At 68.5% G+C, this 16,047-nt stretch carries 15 protein-coding genes; 3 read left to right on the forward strand and 12 right to left on the reverse strand.

Going from position 1 to position 16,047, the window contains the following annotated elements:
- Nucleotides 1-725 (reverse strand): HlyD family secretion protein (locus AB4Z27_RS23205; protein ID WP_441645350.1); only part of this gene is annotated, 725 nt, incomplete at its 3' end.
- Nucleotides 726-806: 81 nt separating this feature from the next.
- Complete coding sequence (locus tag AB4Z27_RS23210; RefSeq protein WP_441645351.1) at nucleotides 807-1,295, reverse strand: winged helix-turn-helix transcriptional regulator; 489 nt, start codon at nucleotides 1,293-1,295, stop codon at nucleotides 807-809.
- 118 nt (nucleotides 1,296-1,413) lie between these two features.
- Between AB4Z27_RS23210 and AB4Z27_RS23215 the strand changes: the two genes are divergently transcribed.
- A complete protein-coding gene (locus AB4Z27_RS23215) occupies nucleotides 1,414-2,874 on the forward strand; it encodes an efflux transporter outer membrane subunit (RefSeq protein WP_441645352.1) in 1,461 nt (486 codons plus the stop codon).
- A gap of 22 nt (nucleotides 2,875-2,896) precedes the next feature.
- Here the strand turns inward: AB4Z27_RS23215 and AB4Z27_RS23220 are convergent, their stop codons facing one another.
- From AB4Z27_RS23220 to AB4Z27_RS23235, 4 genes are all read right to left on the reverse strand, one after another.
- Nucleotides 2,897-4,630 (reverse strand): SulP family inorganic anion transporter, encoded by a 1,734-nt coding sequence (locus AB4Z27_RS23220; protein ID WP_441645353.1) that lies wholly within the window; start codon nucleotides 4,628-4,630, stop codon nucleotides 2,897-2,899.
- A gap of 82 nt (nucleotides 4,631-4,712) precedes the next feature.
- Entirely contained in the window at nucleotides 4,713-5,624 is a 912-nt protein-coding gene (locus AB4Z27_RS23225) for a bestrophin family protein (protein WP_441645354.1), read from the reverse strand.
- A 1-nt stretch (nucleotide 5,625) separates the two neighbouring features.
- Nucleotides 5,626-6,840 carry a cation:proton antiporter gene (locus tag AB4Z27_RS23230; protein ID WP_441645355.1) on the reverse strand — a complete coding sequence of 405 codons (1,215 nt, stop codon included), beginning with the start codon at nucleotides 6,838-6,840 and terminating at the stop codon, nucleotides 5,626-5,628.
- 65 nt (nucleotides 6,841-6,905) lie between these two features.
- Complete coding sequence (locus AB4Z27_RS23235) at nucleotides 6,906-7,343, reverse strand: carboxymuconolactone decarboxylase family protein (protein WP_441645356.1); 438 nt, start codon at nucleotides 7,341-7,343, stop codon at nucleotides 6,906-6,908.
- Between the two features lie 241 nt (nucleotides 7,344-7,584).
- Between AB4Z27_RS23235 and AB4Z27_RS23240 the strand changes: the two genes are divergently transcribed.
- Together AB4Z27_RS23240 and AB4Z27_RS23245 are read left to right on the forward strand one after the other, a co-directional pair.
- A complete protein-coding gene (locus AB4Z27_RS23240) occupies nucleotides 7,585-8,997 on the forward strand; it encodes a PepSY-associated TM helix domain-containing protein (protein ID WP_441645357.1) in 1,413 nt (470 codons plus the stop codon).
- A gap of 58 nt (nucleotides 8,998-9,055) precedes the next feature.
- Complete coding sequence (locus AB4Z27_RS23245; protein WP_441593028.1) at nucleotides 9,056-9,454, forward strand: hypothetical protein; 399 nt, start codon at nucleotides 9,056-9,058, stop codon at nucleotides 9,452-9,454.
- Between the two features lie 9 nt (nucleotides 9,455-9,463).
- On the opposite strand, the gene AB4Z27_RS23250 is transcribed toward AB4Z27_RS23245, so the two are convergent.
- The 6 genes from AB4Z27_RS23250 to AB4Z27_RS23275 are packed head-to-tail and all read right to left on the reverse strand — an operon-like array spanning nucleotide 9,464 to nucleotide 15,951.
- Entirely contained in the window at nucleotides 9,464-10,117 is a 654-nt protein-coding gene (locus tag AB4Z27_RS23250) for a methionine ABC transporter permease (RefSeq protein WP_092300508.1), read from the reverse strand.
- Nucleotides 10,098-11,240 carry a methionine ABC transporter ATP-binding protein gene (locus AB4Z27_RS23255; protein ID WP_441645358.1) on the reverse strand — a complete coding sequence of 381 codons (1,143 nt, stop codon included), beginning with the start codon at nucleotides 11,238-11,240 and terminating at the stop codon, nucleotides 10,098-10,100. Before AB4Z27_RS23255 ends, AB4Z27_RS23250 begins: the two co-directional genes overlap by 20 nt.
- A gap of 16 nt (nucleotides 11,241-11,256) precedes the next feature.
- The gene (locus AB4Z27_RS23260; RefSeq protein WP_441645359.1) at nucleotides 11,257-12,078 is read right to left on the reverse strand and encodes a MetQ/NlpA family ABC transporter substrate-binding protein; all 822 of its coding nucleotides are present in this window, start codon (nucleotides 12,076-12,078) and stop codon (nucleotides 11,257-11,259) included.
- A gap of 21 nt (nucleotides 12,079-12,099) precedes the next feature.
- Nucleotides 12,100-13,455: an LLM class flavin-dependent oxidoreductase gene (locus tag AB4Z27_RS23265; RefSeq protein ID WP_441645360.1), complete on the reverse strand. Its 1,356-nt coding sequence runs from the start codon at nucleotides 13,453-13,455 to the stop codon at nucleotides 12,100-12,102.
- Entirely contained in the window at nucleotides 13,455-14,714 is a 1,260-nt protein-coding gene (locus AB4Z27_RS23270; protein WP_441645361.1) for an SfnB family sulfur acquisition oxidoreductase, read from the reverse strand. Before AB4Z27_RS23270 ends, AB4Z27_RS23265 begins: the two co-directional genes overlap by 1 nt.
- A 1-nt stretch (nucleotide 14,715) precedes the next feature.
- Nucleotides 14,716-15,951: an SfnB family sulfur acquisition oxidoreductase gene (locus AB4Z27_RS23275; RefSeq protein ID WP_441645362.1), complete on the reverse strand. Its 1,236-nt coding sequence runs from the start codon at nucleotides 15,949-15,951 to the stop codon at nucleotides 14,716-14,718.
- Nucleotides 15,952-16,047: the final 96 nt, after the last annotated feature.

The following is a 16,047-nucleotide window of genomic DNA, read 5'->3' on the forward strand; positions in this document are numbered from 1 at the left end:
CCCACGGTGCCATCCACGGGCGCGCGCAGTTCCGTATAGCTCAGGTTCAGTTTGGCGATGTCCCGCTCGGCAATCGCCTGCGCCAGCGCGGCCTGCGCCTGCTGCTTCTGCGTGCCGATCACATCCAGTTGGCGCTGCGCGGCGAGCAGCGACGCACGCGCGCGCTCGCCATTGGCCTGCGCCTGCTTGTAGTCCGAATCCGCCTTTTGGGAGCTTTGGATCGAGACCGCCGCCTTGGCCACCAGGCTGGCGTAGCGGGCCTGGTCGTCTCGGGCGCGCACGGTGTCGGCGTTGGTCGACGCAATGCCAGCCTTGGCCTGCCCGATCACCGCCTCCTGCAAGCGCGCCGTCGCATCGAGGTTGGCCAGCAGTGCCTGCTGGGCCGCCACGGCGCCCTCGGCCTTGGCCAGCGCGGCGCGATAGTCGCGGTCGTCGATGCGCACCAGCAGGTCACCGGCGCGGACGGACTGGTTGTCGGTCACCGCCACTTCCGCGATATAGCCGCCCACCTTGGCGCCAATCACTGTGACATCGCCGCCGACGTAGGCATCGTCGGTGCTTTCCACGAACCGGGCGGATGTCCACCAGTGGTAGCCGTAGCCCACCCCGGCCAGCCCGGCCGCTACCAACAGGCCAGTCGCCAGCAGSCGCTTGGCGCTGACCTTGGATTTCGTCGCGGGAATAGAGTCGGCTCCGACCCGTTCAGTCAGCGCATCGCTGCTCATGGCACTTCCTCTCTGCATGCGGGGATTGCCCGCTGCCTGCGCAGCGGTGTTGATAAAAGGGGATGGATTCAGGGGATCGACTCAGGCCTCGGCCGAGCGCTCCAGCCGCTGGCGCAGGCGCTCGGTGGCGGCGGGGCCGGGCACGACGTGGAAATCGTGTCCGACGATGGGACGTCCGCTGGCGGCATCCACCAGCACCGGCTCGACGCGCTCGCCGGTCTGRCGRTCCACCAGTTGCACGCTTTCGCCTTCGGGCGCGAGATGCCTGTTACCCCAGGCGAGCATCGCCAGCAGCACCTGGCGGAAGTCACGGCCGCGGTCCGTCAGGATGTATTCGAAGCGCGGCGGGCGCTCGCAGTATTGGSGGCGCTCCARCATGCCCTCCTCCACCAGCGAGTTCAGGCGGCGGGTCAGCATGTTCGGGGCGATGTCCAGRTTCTGCTGGAACGCATCGAAGCGGGTGATGCCGTAGAACGCCTCGCGCAGGATCAGCACGCTCCAGCTGTCAGCGACCCGGGCAACCGTGCGGGCGATGGGGCACGGCGTCTCGCCAAGTGGCTTTTTCTGCATCTCCGGACTCCTTGAAATACACGTTGCTATCAATTTGAAAGTTAGTCTAGACTAGTCACTATCATCATGCAAGTTAGTTGATGCAATTCTCCCTAGTTGCTGTCGAAAGGTGTCCGCAATGCCGCTTCATTCGCCCCGCCCCACCCGCGCCGGTCTCCCGCGCCTTCTCTCTACCCTGATCGCCGCCACCCTCGCCGCCTGCGCAGCCGGCCCGGACTACCACGCGCCCGATGCGAATATGCCGGCGGCCTAYCCGCATGCCGCGGCCCTGGCTGCCCGCGAAGCCACCCAGCCCGCACCGTCACTGGATAGCTGGTGGCTGGGCTTCGACGATCCCGCGCTSACGCGGGTCATCCAGCGCGCGCTGGAGCAGAACCTGGATCTGGCGGCGGCCATCGCCCGCGTGGATCAGGCCCGCGCCGCCGCGCGCCGGGCCGGTGCCGAATTGCTGCCGCAGGGGTCGTTCTCCGCCAGCGTCGGCAAGCAGCGCCAGTCTCTGGAAGGGCCGCAAGGCAGGCTGGGCAGAAACCTGCCGGGCTATGACCGCAACCAGACGCYGTACAGCACGGGCGTGGGGGCAAGCTGGGAGATCGATGTGGCCGGTGGCCTGCGCCGGGGCGCCGAGGCGGCCAGCGCGGAAGCCCAGGCCGCCGAAGCCGAGCATCTGGGCGTGCGCGTGCTGGTGGTGGCGGAAGCCGCCGATGCCTACTTCCGCGTGCGCGGCGCGCAGCAACGCATCGCCATCGCACAGGAACAGGTACGCACCAATGCCAGGCTGCTGGAGCTGGTGCAACTGCGCCTGGCCGATGGCATCGGCGCCGAGCGCGAACGGGCTCAGGCGGAAGCACAGCTCGCGCAGACCCGCGTCACCCTCCCGCCGTTGCAGATCGAACTGGAGACCCAGCTCAACCGCCTCGACGTGTTGATGGGCGCGCAGCCGGGCACCTACAGCGCCGAACTGACGACGCCCACCGAGCGTATGACCGTACCGCAGATCTCCGTGGCGCAAGGGCCGGCCAACCTGCTGCAACGCCGGCCGGACGTGATCGCGGCCGAACGCCGTTTGGCGGCATCGAACGCCCAGATCGGCGTTGCCACGGCGGAGTACTACCCGAAGGTGTCGATATCGGCCCTGCTCGGTTTCGAGAGCCTGACCGCCAGCACGCTGTTCACCGCGTCGGCATTCCAGCCCGCCGCTATCGCCGGGCTGCGCTGGAGACTGTTCGATTTCGGCCGGGTGGATGCCGAGGTGGCACAGGCCAAGGGCGCCAAYGCCGAGGCCCTGGCCAACTATCGCAAGTCCATGCTGCGCGCCACCGAGGACGTGGAGAACGCGATCATCGCGCTGACCCAGCTGGAGGTACAAAGCCGGGAACTGGCCGTGGAAGTGGCAGCCCACGCCCGCTCGCGCGGCGCCGCCGAGGARGCCTAYAAGGGCGGCGCGGTCAGCCTGTTYGAAGTCCTCGAAGAAGACCGCCTGCTATTGGCGGCGCGTGACCAGCAGGCCAGCGTGCGCGCCGACAACGCCCGCGCAGCCGTGGCGACGTTCCGCGCGCTGGGCGGCGGGTGGACGGAGTGAAAGCGCGGCCACGCTAGCCGCGTCAGCCCGGGCGCGCGGGGTCTGCCGGCAAATTCAGATAGTCATCCACTGCGCTGCCCACGGTGGGATGAAAGCGATCATTGCTGAAGACCTCGGTCAGTTCGAAGCGCCTGAGCTTGTCGCGGACMGGGTCCTTCATCTCGGCGAAATGCAGGGCGATGCCGTCCGCGCTCAGGGCGTGGCTCAGTTCGCGCAGCATGTCCGCCGAGGTGACGTCGACACTGGTGACCGGCTCGGCGGCCACCACCACGCGGCGCACCGGGGTGGGCGAGTCCGCCACCGCCTCGGTGAGCCGTTGCTGGAATTGCTCGGCATTGGCGAAGAACAGCGGCGCATCCCAGCGAAACAGCACCAGCCCGTCGATGCGCGCCGCCTCGGGGTAGCGCTTCATGTCGTGATAGCCGCGCAGCCCGGGCACCCGGCCCAGCACCGCGAAGTGCGGCCGCCAGCCGTCCCACAGGAACTCGATCACCGCCACCACCACGGCGAGGCAGATGCCGGGAATCGCGCCGAACACAGCCACGCCGGCAAAGCACAGCATCGACAGCCAGAACTCCCATTGCTGGATGCGAAAGATGCGCTGCAGGTCCTTGAACTCGAACAGCCCGATCGCTGCGGCGATGACCACGGCGGCCAGCGCGCTGGTGGGCAGGTAGCGCAGCAGGTTGGGCGCGAACATCAACAGCGCCGCCACGGCGACGGCGCCGACCACGCCGGTCAACTGCGTGCGTGCGCCGGCCGCCTCCGCCACCGGGGTGCGTGACGCGCTGCTGCTGATCGGAAAGCCCTGGAAAAAGCCCGCCGCCAGATTAGCGGCGCCGAGCGCCACCATCTCCTGATTCGGGTCCACGCGCATATGCGCGCGCGCCGCGAAGGTGCGCGACAGCACGCTGGTATCGGCAAACGCGATCAGCGCCACGGCGCAGCCGCCGAGCACGATCTTGACCAGATCCGCCTCGCTGAGCCACGGCACCGCAAACGCCGGCAGGCCCTGCGGAATTTCGCCGAGGATCTTCACGCCGCGGCTATCCAGATGGAACAAGGCGACCGCCAGCGTGGCCAGGATCACGGCGATCAGGATGCCGGGAACCCGCTCGAAGCGCTTGAGCAGCAGGATCACGACCAGGCTGGCCGCCCCCACCGCGAAGCTGTAGCCGTTGGTCTGGCCATCGGCAATCGCCCGGCCCAGCTCCCACAACTCGCGCAACGGCCCGGCATCCTCGATCTGGATGGCGAACAGTTTCGGCAGTTGGCTGACCAGCACGGTCAGCGCAATGCCATTCATATAGCCGTAGCGGATCGGCTTCGACAGCAGCTCGGTGATGAACCCAAGGCGCAGCAGCCCCAGCACGATGCAAAACAGGCCGGAAACGATGGCCATCAGGCTGRCTGTGGCGATGGCGCGCGCCGGATCGCCGGCGGAAGCGGTAATGACGACGGCCAGAATCGGCGCCGCCAGCGCGGAATCCGGCCCCAGCACCAGAATTCGGCTCGGGCCGAACAGCGCGTAGGCCAGCAAGGGGACGATCGTCGCGTACAGGCCATAGACGCCGGGCACGCCCGATGCCTCGGCATAGGCGATGCCCACCGGYACCAGCATCGTGGTCAGGACCAATCCGGCAGCGATGTCACGGGGTAGCCAGGCTGGCTGGTAGGTCGCCAGGGTTGCCAGTCCGGGCAACCAGCGCCGCCACGGGGAGGCAGGCGCGTCACGCGGTGCAGAGGCGTTGGCCATGGATGGGGTGGGCAGGCACGCCGCATGCAGCGCGATGCTTCAGCATAGGCCGGGAACGCCGCAAAGGGAAATGGCGCGAASGTCAGGTCTGGATGAAGTCCCGGTGGGCCGGCGCGGCGCTCTTGGGGGCYTCGCCGATCATCTCCAGCACCGTCGATTCGATCATGTAGGACATGGCGGTCAGCGCCAGATCATTGGGTTCCTCGCCGAACGGCTCCTCGATCTCGGCGCTGAGCGCCTCCAGCGCGAAGAAGGTGTAGGCGATAAAGCAGACGATCACCGGCGTCATCAGCCCGATCGAATCCAGCAGGCCGAACGGCAGCAGCATGCAGTACAGGTAGATGCACCGATGGATGATGACGGAGTAGGTGAACGGGATCGGCGTGCCGGCCAGCCGCTCGCAGCCGCCCAGCGCCGTGCTGAGCTGATTCAGCGACATTTCCATCGACTGGGCCAGCGGCGGCGCCAGTTGACCGGCACGGAGTCGCTCCCCCACCCATTCACCCGCCATCAGCAGCACGATGGCGGGTTTGAACTTCGCGACCTTGAGGCGGGCCGCATCCGCCTCGTCGAGGAACGGCGCCACATCGGGCCAGGCCTCGCTGCCGCGCAACTGATGGCGCAGCGCGTGCACGAACGCGCAGAGCCGATAGGCCAGCTGGCGCGCGTCGCGCGGGTCGGCCCCGAGCGTCAGCGCCTGCCGCGTCAGCGAGCGCGCTTCATTGAGCACGCTGCCCCAGAGCGTGCGCCCTTCCCAGAAGCGCGCGTAGCTGGTGCTGTTGCGAAAACCGAGGAAGATGGCCAGCGTCAGGCCGATCAGCGAGAACGGCACGAAGTTCAGCGACACCTTCCAGTCGCCAATCCGGCCGTGGAAGGTGGTGATCAGCGCGGCAAACAGCGTGATGGTGACGAGCTGCGGGGCGATCTTGGGCAGCACCGAGCCCCGCAGGACAAACAGCATCCGGAACCAGTGCAGCGGCGGGCGGGTAATCATGTCAGGGGGCCTCGCGCAGCCGCAGCGCCGCCAGTGCCAGCGGCTTGGCGACGACGGTCGTGGCGAGGGCCATCAGCAGCAGCCCCGAGAACGCCGCCGCGCTGATCAGGCGGTTCTCGAGCAGGATGGCCAGCACCACCACCTCCATCAGCCCCTTGGTCTGGGCCAGCGCGCCCAGCGTCCAGGCATCGCGCCGCCCCAGGCCGGCCATCCGCGCCGGCAGCGCCGTACCCGCCATCTTGCCCACCACGGCCACGACGGTGGCCACGGCAAACACCACGAGGGCGTCGCCGCCGGCCGTCGTCAGGTCGGTGCGCAGGCCGGTCATCAGGAAGAAGAACGGCATCAGCACCACCACCGTGGTCGGCTCCAGTTGCCGGCCGATATCGGCCGCCGCGCCCCGCGGCAGCACCACGCCGGCCAGGAATCCGCCCAGGATGTAGTGCAGGCCGATCAACTCCGATGCGCAGGCCGAGCCGAAGATCAGCACCACCACCGCAGCCAGCCGGGCGTCCGTCCCGCGCAGGCGCGGCAGCCCCGCCGCCAGCAGCGGCCGGACGATCAGGAACATGGCGGCCACGTAGGCGGCCCCGGTCAGCACCAGCTGTAGCGGCGCCTGGGCGGCCTGCCCGGTACTGGCGAGAATGCACGAAAGCACGATCCAGATGACGGCATCGCTGACCGCCGCGCAGGCCACCGCCAGCCGGCCGGCCGTGGAATCGCTCAAGCCCATTTCCCGCAGGATGGCGCCGAGCACTGGCAGCGCGGTCACGGCCATCGACACCCCCACGGCAATCGCGAATTGCCAGGGCGTGGCGGCCTCCCCAAGCAGCCCGGGCCGATAGTGGCCGAGCCCCAGCCCGGCGCCCACGCCCAGCACAAACGGCACCAGCACGCAGCCCAGCGCGGCGCTAATGGCGATCTTCCGCAGGCCGCGCGCCTCGCCCCCGCCAATGTGCAGGCCGGACAGGAAGGCGAACAGCACCACGGCCAGCCATTGCAGGCCGGTCAGCGCGGTCAGCCGGGTGGCGCCGAACAGCGCCTGCCAGCTATCCGGCCAGAAGGCCCCGAGCAGCGACGGCCCCAGCAGAATGCCGCCCACGATCTGCATGACCACGAGCGGCACGATGCCACCCATGCGCAAGCCGCGCCACAGCAGCAGCGGTGTGCCGACGACCAGACAGGCCTGGGCGAAGAAAATCGAGGTGGGATTCATGGTCTGAGCGATGGTTGGCGCGATGCAGCGGCGATGATACCTCGCCCGCATCACGCGCCCGTCGCTCAGGCCGGCGYCTTGCGGAAGGCAATCGCGAAGCGGTTCCAGGTATTGATCGCGGAGATCAGCAGCGTCAGGTCGACCAGTTCGGCATCCGAGAAATGGGGCCGCACGGCTTCCCAGACAGCGTCCGGCACGTGATCCTGCGAGACCAGCGTCACCGCCTCGGTCCAGGCCAGCGCGGCCTGCTCGCGCGCCGTGAAGAACSGGGTTTCGCGCCAGACCTGCAGCGTGGCCAGCCGGCGGTCGTCCTCGCCGCCTTTCCGGGCGTCGGCGGTGTGCATGTCGATGCAGTAGGCACATCCATTGATCTGCGAGGCGCGCAGGCGTACGAGTTCGACGAGCGACTTTTCCAGTTCGYTCTTGGCAATGCGATCTTCCAGCCCGAGGACGGCCTTGATGGCGGCGGGACTGGCCTTGTAGAAGTCGAGACGGTGTTGCATGGCTTGCTCCGGTAGTGGATGTAGTCGATTGCGGCGGCAGCGTCGTCGCGGCCTTGGATCCAAGCTTAGGAGCCGGAGTGGTATTTCCCAATTACCAATTTCCGGCATTTTCAGGTAGCCACCCGGCGTGGCGGGTTCACGTGATACAGGCATGATCGATCACACGCGYCAGCGGCATTAGGTCGCAGCCGCAACCGTCACCCGGAAGGTATCCTTGGCGCACGTTCTTTTCGCACGCCTCATGCCCCAAATCGCTCCCCGGCCCGCCGCCCTCGCCAGCGCGGACGCCTCGTACCGCATGCTCTGGCGCTGGCATTTCTACGCCGGCCTGTTCGTGATGCCGTTCCTGATCGTGCTGGCCGTGACCGGCACGCTCTACTGCTTCCAGCCGCAGATCGAGCCCCTGCTCTACCCGCAGTTGCTGAAGGTCGAGCCGTCCGGCGAGCGGCTACCTGCCCAGCGCCTGCTGGACCGCGCACGGGAGGCCGCGCCCGCCGGGGCGACAGTCACCAMCTWCACGCTCAATACCGATCCCCGGGCGAGCGCCGAATTCGTCTTCCGCCTGCCTGCGGGCGGCAGCGACAGCGTCTTCCTGAACCCCTACACCGGCACCTACCTCGGCAGCCTGAGCGTGGAAGACCGCTTCATGAAGCAGGTGCGCATGATCCACCGCGCCCTGCTCGTCGGCAAGCCGGGCGAGTTGCTGATGGAACTGGCGGCATGCTGGGTGCTGGTGATGATCGCCACGGGCCTGGCGATGTGGTGGCCGCGCCTGCGCCAGCGCGGCGCGCGCGCCTTTGTGCCCGGCCCCGCCACGGGATCGCGCGGCGGATGGAAGGAAATCCATCTCGTGCTCGGCGCATGGCTGGCCGTGGGCGCCTTGGCGTTCATCCTGTCCGGTTTGCCGTGGACGGGTTCGTGGGGCAAGCAGTTCAAGGCGCTCGCCACGGCCGCGAATCTCGGCCGTCCGGCCGATGGTCAGGGCGACATGCACGCGCATGCCGCGCCCCCGGCCGCCGGCGCCGATCACGCCAAGCATCACCACACGATGGAATCGCTGCCGCTGGCAGACATGCCATGGGCCGTCGGCCTGACCGCCGTGCCCAGCGTAGCCCCGGCGCAGACCGCGCCGCTGACACTGGATCAGGTCGTGGCCGTGGTGGCCGCCCAAGGCATCACCACCGGCTGCCAGGTGGTCTTCCCGAAGGCGCCCGGCGGCGTCTATACCGCGTCCTGCTTCCCTGCCGATCCGAGCGGCGAGCGCACGCTCCATATCGATCCCGCCAACGGGCGAGTCGTCAAGGATCTCCGCTTCGCCGACTACGGGCCCGTGGCGCAGGCCATCTCGTACGGCACCTCCCTGCATATGGGCCGCTACTTCGGGCTGGCCAACCAGCTTATCTGCGCGGCGATTTCGTTGGGCCTGATGGCGATGGCCATCACGGGTCTGGTGATGTGGATCCAGCGCAAGCCGGCGCGCAAGCTCGGCGCACCGAGCCATCCCGCCGCATTGCCGCCRATGCGCGCCTGGGCCATCGGGCTGGGCCTGCTCGGCGCCGTGTTCCCGATGATGGGCGTCACGCTGCTCGCGGTCTGGCTGCTCGACCGCCGCATCGCTGGGGCGGGCGGTGTGCGGACTGCGCCGACGGTGTGACACGCCTTGCCGGGGAATTGGGGGTAAGATCGCCCCACTCCCCAGCCTTGCCTCCACCGTGGAAGACTTTCCTTACCTTGATTTCGACGCCTTGCAGCAACTGGCGCAGCGCACCGACCACGTCACCACCGACTGCACCTGCGCCGCCGACGCGCTACGCGGCTGGGCCAGCCTGCCAATTTCGTTTCCCGACGCACAACTGAAGAAGATCGGCACGCTGGTTGCCAGCGCCTATGAGGAAGCGACGTTCCAGGAGTACGACCCCGACAGCGTCGGCTTCTGGTCGCCCGAGGCCCCGGTGGCGCCGCTGTACTACCCGGCCAACCGCTGCGATGTCTGGGCCTGCACGGTCTGCGACCGCGCGTTCCTGCGCTATGTGGAAGGCGGCGGCTACTTTGTCGATCCCCGCATCCGCCGGCTCACGGGCCGCGTGCTGGTCGATGCCCGCCTGGGTTGAATCGCCCGACTAGCGCAGGCGCAAGCGCCTGACCCACCGGTCGCCGGCTGCCTGTACGCCGGTGACCAGCGCAATCAGCACCACAATCACCACGACCATCACCACCGTATCGAAGCGCTGGTAGCCGTAGCGGATCGCCAGGTCGCCCAGCCCGCCCGCACCGACCGCGCCGGCAATCGCGGACGCCCCGATCAGCGAGACCACGGTGATCGTGAACCCGCCGACGATGCCCGGCAACGCTTCCGGCAGCAGCACATGCCAGACGATATGGCGGCGCTGGCATCCCATCGCCTGGGCCGCCTCGATCAAGCCATGGTCCACTTCGCGCAGGCTCACCTCGGCAATCCGCGCGAAGAACGGTGTGGCGCTGATCGCGAGCGGCACCACGGCCGCCCAGACGCCAATCGTCACCCCTACCACCAGCCGCGTGAACGGCAGCAACGCCACCAGCAACACGATGAATGGCGTAGCGCGGAAGCCGTTGACCAGGGTGCCAGCCAGCCGATGGAAGCGCGGTGCGGGCCGCATGCCGCCCGGCGCAGTCACCACCAGCAGCACGGCGAGCGGCAGCCCGGCCAGCGCGGCGATCAGCGCGGAGGCGCCGACCATCGTCAGCGTATCGAGGAAAGCGGCCCAGAGGCGGTCAATGAGTATCGGAGACATAACCTAGCGTGGTGACGTGATGGGCGATAGCCCCGGCCGACGCCACCGCAGCCTCCAGCGCGGCGTGGGCGGGGATGGAGAGCAGCAGCGCGCCTTGCGTGTGCCCCTGAATCCGGTCGAGACTGCCATGCAGCAGCCGCACGCCGGCGCCGAACGCGGCGGCCACGCGCGACAGATCCGGCACCTCGCCGCCGGCATAGCGCAGTTCGACCACTCGATGCCAGTCCCCCGCGCCCTCCGGCTGCGCATGCAGGCGCTGCGCGATGTCCTCGGGCACGCGCGTGGCCAGCGGCGCCAGCAGCGCCCGCGTGGCATCGTGCTGCGGATTCCCGAAGACCTGCCACACCGGCCCGGTCTCGGCGATGGCCCCGCGTTCCAGCACCAGCACGCTGTCGCAGATCGCCCGAATCACGCGYATTTCGTGGGTAATCAGCACGATGGTGATGCCAAGCCGCGCGTTGATGTCGCGCAGCAGGSCCAGGATCGACTGCGTGGTCTCCGGGTCCAGCGCGGAGGTGGCCTCGTCGCAAAGCAGGATGTCGGGGCGATGGACCAGCGCGCGCGCGATGCCCACACGCTGCTTCTGTCCGCCCGACAGCCGGCCGGGGTACGCATCCGCCTTGCCGTCGAGGCCGACCAGCGCCAGCAGCGACGCCACGCGCTCCGCGATCTCCGCCCGGGGCACGCCGGCCACCTTGAGCGGCAGCGCCACGTTTTCGGCCACGGTCTTGGCGGACAGCAGGTTGAAGTGCTGGAAGATCATGCCGATCCGCCGGCGCAACGTCACCAGCTCGCCCGTCCCCAGCGTCGCCACGTCCACGCCGCCCACGGTGACCCGGCCTGCGCTCGGCGTCTCCAGCCCGTTGATGGTGCGCAGCAGGCTCGACTTCCCCGCGCCGCTGCGACCGATGATCCCGAAGATGCCGCCAGCGGGAATCTCAAGGTCAATCTCGCGCAGCGCCTCCACCGGCCCGCTCGCCGCGTGATAAGTCTTGCCCACGCCCTCGAATCGGATCGAACCCGCATTGGGCGCGGTTGTGCCTTCCGCGCGTGCCACCGGCGGCGCGCTACGCGAAGCAGTCTGGAGAAGTCCCCTGCGGAACAACGGAAAGGTGGCGGCCATCTGCACGAGTCTCCAGTCAGGGCTTCAGCCAGGGCAGGCTGTAGAGCTTGTCGTTGTTCGCGAACGAGGTGCTGAGCTGCTTGCGCACCGCCGGCGACTCCTGGTAGATCTTCACGAAGCGCGCCACGCGGGCATCGCTGGCATTATTCTCCCGCGTCACGAAGCGGATGGCGAAGTAGGTGTCGTCGATGCCCGAGTAGAGCAGTCCGGAGCCCGCCACCTGCGGCTTGCCGGCGTTGACGAAGTGCGCCGGGTAGCCCTGCGCGAGGTCCACGTCATCGAGCGCGCGCACGAGCTGCGGCCCCTCCACTTCCACGAACTTGAGCTTCTTGGGGTTGTCCACGATGTCGTTGACGCTGCCCTTCGCGCCCACGCCATCGCGCAGCYTGATCAGCCCCGCCTTCTGCAACAGCAGCAGGCCGCGCCCCTGATTCACCGGATCGTTCGCCACGCCCACGCGCGCGCCGTCCTTGAGGTCGCCGAAGCGCTTGATGTGGGTGGAATACAGGCCGATGTTGGGCAGCACCCCAAGCGCCACGCTGCGGAACTTGTAGCCGCGCTCCTTCACGGCGTTGTCCAGAAACGCCTGATGCTGGAAGTAGTTGATGTCGAGGTCCCCGGCAGCCAGCGCCACGTTCGGCGTGGTCCAGTCGGTGAACTCGATCACCTTGACGTCGAGACCCTGCTTGCGGGCCTCGGTGGCGGCCACCTCGACCGAGTCGGCCAGCGAGCCCGGCGTGACGCCAATGGTGAGCGGCGCGGCGTGCGCGGCTGAAGAGGCGGAAGCGACGATCGCCAGCGAAGCAAACAGGGGAAGCAGCAGYGAGGATTTCAGCATGGTGATGGGCAGGATGAAGAATCAAAGGCGGCGGAACTGCGCGGCCGCGTGGCGATCTGGCAGGCGGTCGCCGTCGCCGAACAGCTTGTGGCGCAGCGACCCCTCGGCATAGGCCGTCTTGTAGCGGCCCCGGTTCTGTAGCTCGGGAACGATCAGGTCGACGAAGTGCGTGTAGCTCTCCGGCACCACGGTGCGGCTCAGGTTGAAGCCGTCGATGCCGGTCTCGTCGATCCAGGACTCGAGTTCGTCGGCCACCTGTGCGGGGTCGCCAACGATGGCGGGATAGCGTCCGCCCAGCTCGAACAGATCCAGCAGCTTGCGGCGCGTCCAGCCATGCTGGGCGGCGGTGCGCTGCGCGGACTCGATGGCGTTGCCGCCGCCATAGTCCACCGGCTCATCGAGGCCATAGCGCGCGAAGTCCACGCCCGTGCTGGCGGCGAAATGCGCAAGCCCGGCTTCGCGGCTCGCGTAGTCGCGGTACTCGGCGTGGAGCGCGCGCGCCTCCGCTTCGGTGCGGCCCGTGACCACGGCAGCGCCGGCAAAGACCTTGACGTCATCCGGGCGCCGGCCCGCCGCCACCAACTGCTCGCGCAGTGCGCTGACGGTCTTGCGTGCCGCCTCCTTGCTCGGCGGCGAGATGAACACGCATTCCGCATGGCGCGCCGCGAACTGCTGCCCGCGCCCCGAACTGCCGGCCTGGAATAGCACCGGGGTGCGCTGCGCGGAGGGYTCCGCCAGGTGGTARCCCTCCACGTCGTAGTAGCGGCCGTGATGGACCACCTTGTGCACCCGGGCCGGATCGGCGAATGTGCGCGAGGCCTTGTCGCGCAGCACGGCGCCCTCCTCCCAGCTGCCCTCCCAGAGCTTGTAGAGCACCTCCAGATACTCGTCGGCGCGGTCGTAGCGCTCGTCATGCGGGAACTGCCCGTCGAGGCCCATGGCGCGCGCCGCGCTGTCCAGATAGCCGGTGACGATGTTCCACCCAACCCGGCCGCGCGTCAGGTGATCGAGCGTGGAGAAGCGCCGCGCCAGCAGGTACGGTGCGTCGTAGGTCAGGTTGACGGTTACGCCGAAGCCGAGGTGGCGCGTGGCGGCGGCCATGGCCGGTACCAGCAGCAGCGGATCGTTGACCGGCAGCTGGATCGACTCACGCAGCGTGACATCGACATTGCCGCGATAGAGGTCGTAGACACCGACGATATCGGCGATAAACAGCCCATCGAACAACCCGCGCTCCAGCGTGCGCGCCTGCTCCACCCAGTATTCGAGCGTGTTGTATTCCGTGGAGCGGTCGCGCGGRTGGGTCCACAGGCCGTGATTGATGTGCCCGACGCAGTTCATGTTGAACGCGTTGAGCAGGATCTGCTTGCGCGCCATCAGAGGGCTCCGTGCCGCGTCGGCAGGCGGTCGTTGAGGTAGTAGTTGCCGATGGCGTGATACTTCCATCGCACCGGATCGTGGAGGGTATGGGTGCGCGCGTTGCGCCAGAAGCGGTCTAGCCCTTGCCCGTCGAGCGTCGATGCCGTGCCGCCCAGTTCGAACAGCCGGGTGCCGGCCAGCAGCGAGGCGGTGGTTGTGGCCGCGCGCGCTTCCGCCACGGCGATGGATGCCGCCGCTACGGTCTGGGCGTCGGGGCTGCGCTGCGCCGCATCGACGATGCGCCCGGCCCGCCGCACCARCGCCTCGGCGGCGCGGAGCCTGACCTTGACGTCACCGACCTGATGGATCGTCAGCGGATCCTCGCTGGCATGTGCGACCTTCGCATCCACCCAGGGCCGCGCATGATCGCGGATGAACGGCAACGTGGCGGCGAACGCGCCGTGCCCAATGCCAAGGTCAATGGCCGCATGCATCAGCTGCGCCACGGGACCGATGGTGGTCGGCGTCTCGAACGACGCCTGGAACGGCAGCACCCAGTCCGCCTCGACGCGCACGTTGTCGAAGGTCACCGATCCGCTACCCGTGACGCGCTGGCCAAAGCCATCCCAGTCGTCGACGATGGTGATGCCGGCTGCATCGCGCGGCACGATAGCGATGTAAGTGACCTCGCGCCCATCCTCCTGCGCCACGGCCAGCGTGGGAATCTGGTGCGCGAAGAYYGCACCCGTGCAATAGAACTTGTTGCCGATCAGCCGGAAGCCGTCGCCATCCGGCACCAGCCGCGTGCGGCGCTTGAAGTCCTTGTGACCGATCTCGGCCAGCGCATTGCCGAAGCGCTCACCGGCCAGCGCCCGGGCGTAGAACGCCGCTCGCTGCGCCGCCGTGCCGCCCACGCGCAGCACTTCGAGCGCGTAGTAGTGGTTCTGCGGGATCTGGCCCAGCGAGCCATCGGCAGCAGCGAGCGTTGCGATCACTTCGGCCAGCGTGCCGTTGGACACGCCGGCGCCGCCGTGCTCGCGCGGCACRGTGATGCCCAGCAGGCCGCTGGCGCTCAGCGCGTCGAGTTCTTCCCACGGCAGKCGGCGCTCGCGGTCRCGCAGCGCGGCGKCGGGGGCAAAGCGTTCCGCCAGCAGTTGCGCGGCGGCGATGGCTTCGGCGTCATCGGCAATGCGATGGGCGCGCGGCGGCGGCGCGGCCGGTGCGGGACGGCTGTCCCGATGATCGGCAGCAGGTGGAGGCGTAAACAGCAAGGTCATATCAATTCCAGGAGTGCCGTGCCGGCTGAACGCCGTTGAGGTGATAGTTGCCGATCAGGTGGAGCTTCCAGCGCACCGGATCGTGCAGCGTATGGGTGCGCGCRTTGCGCCAGTGGCGGTCGAGGTTGTGCTTGGCGCGCGTGGCGGAGGAGCCCGCCAGCTCGAACAGCTTCTCGCTGGCCGCGAGCGCGATCTCGGTGGTCAGCACCTTGGCTTCCGCCACGGCCACCGACGCCTCCGCGCTCAGCGCATCCGTCACCGRGCCTGCGGCGATGGCATCGAGCGCGCGCCCAGCCTCGCCCAGCACTTCGCGCGCGGCGTGGAGATCCACGGCAAGCCGGCCGACATCGCCGATCAGATAGGGATCGTCGGTGGCGTGCTCCACTTTGGCGTCGATCCACGGCCGCGCGTAGGCGCGCACGAAGGCGATGGCATCGTCAAAGGCAGCCTGTGCGATACCCAGGTCGATGGCGGCCTGGATCAGCTGCGAAGTCGGCCCGTAGATCCCGGGGCGCTCCGCAAGCTGCCAGACCGGCAACACGTCTTCCTCTGAGACGGCCACGTTGTCGAAGAGCACCGTGCCGCTGGCGGTGGTGCGCTGGCCGAACGACGACCAGTCGTCGTTCACGGTCAGGCCCGCCGCATCGCGCGGCACCCATGCCTGCACGGCGCGGCCTTCGTCGTCCAGCGCGCGTACGGGCACCCGATGCGCGAACAGCGCGCCGGTCGAATAGAAGCGCTGGCCAGTCAGCCGCAAGCCCTGTTCTGTGCGGCGCAGCCGCGTGCCGGTTTGCAGGACGGTCTGGCTCGTGGCGGAGCGGCGYTCCGGCCCYGCATTGCCAAGCCGCTGCCCGGCGAGCACCTCGGCGTAGTAGCGCTGCTTCTGCGCCGGCGTGCCGATCTCGCGCAGCACGCCGAGCAGACCGAAGTGATTCTGCGGGATCTGACCCAGCGAGCCATCGGCGGCGCTGAGGATCGCAAAGACCTCTGCGAGCGTGGCGTACGACACGCCGGCACCGCCGAACACGCGCGGAATCGTGATCGCCCCAAGCCCGCTGCCGGACCAGCGGTTCAGTTCGTCCCAGGGCAGGATGCGCTCGCGGTCGCGTCGCGCGGCGCCTTCGGCAAAATCGGCCGCCAGGGCATGCGCCACGGCGATGGCTTCGGCGTCGTCCGCAATGCGCCGCACAGGCGCACCGGAGCGCTGTAGGACGTGCAATTCCGARAGGTTGGTCATGGTGCAGCGAGTGGGGGAACAAGCGGCCATTGGAGCATGGCCCCCCTACACGTCACGACGAATTTTTTCGAGGATGCTTAGGCGCTGCGGCCCGCA

The organism is Cupriavidus sp. KB_39, from assembly GCF_052114485.1.
In the GTDB taxonomy this organism is placed as follows: Bacteria; Pseudomonadota; Gammaproteobacteria; order Burkholderiales; family Burkholderiaceae; genus Cupriavidus.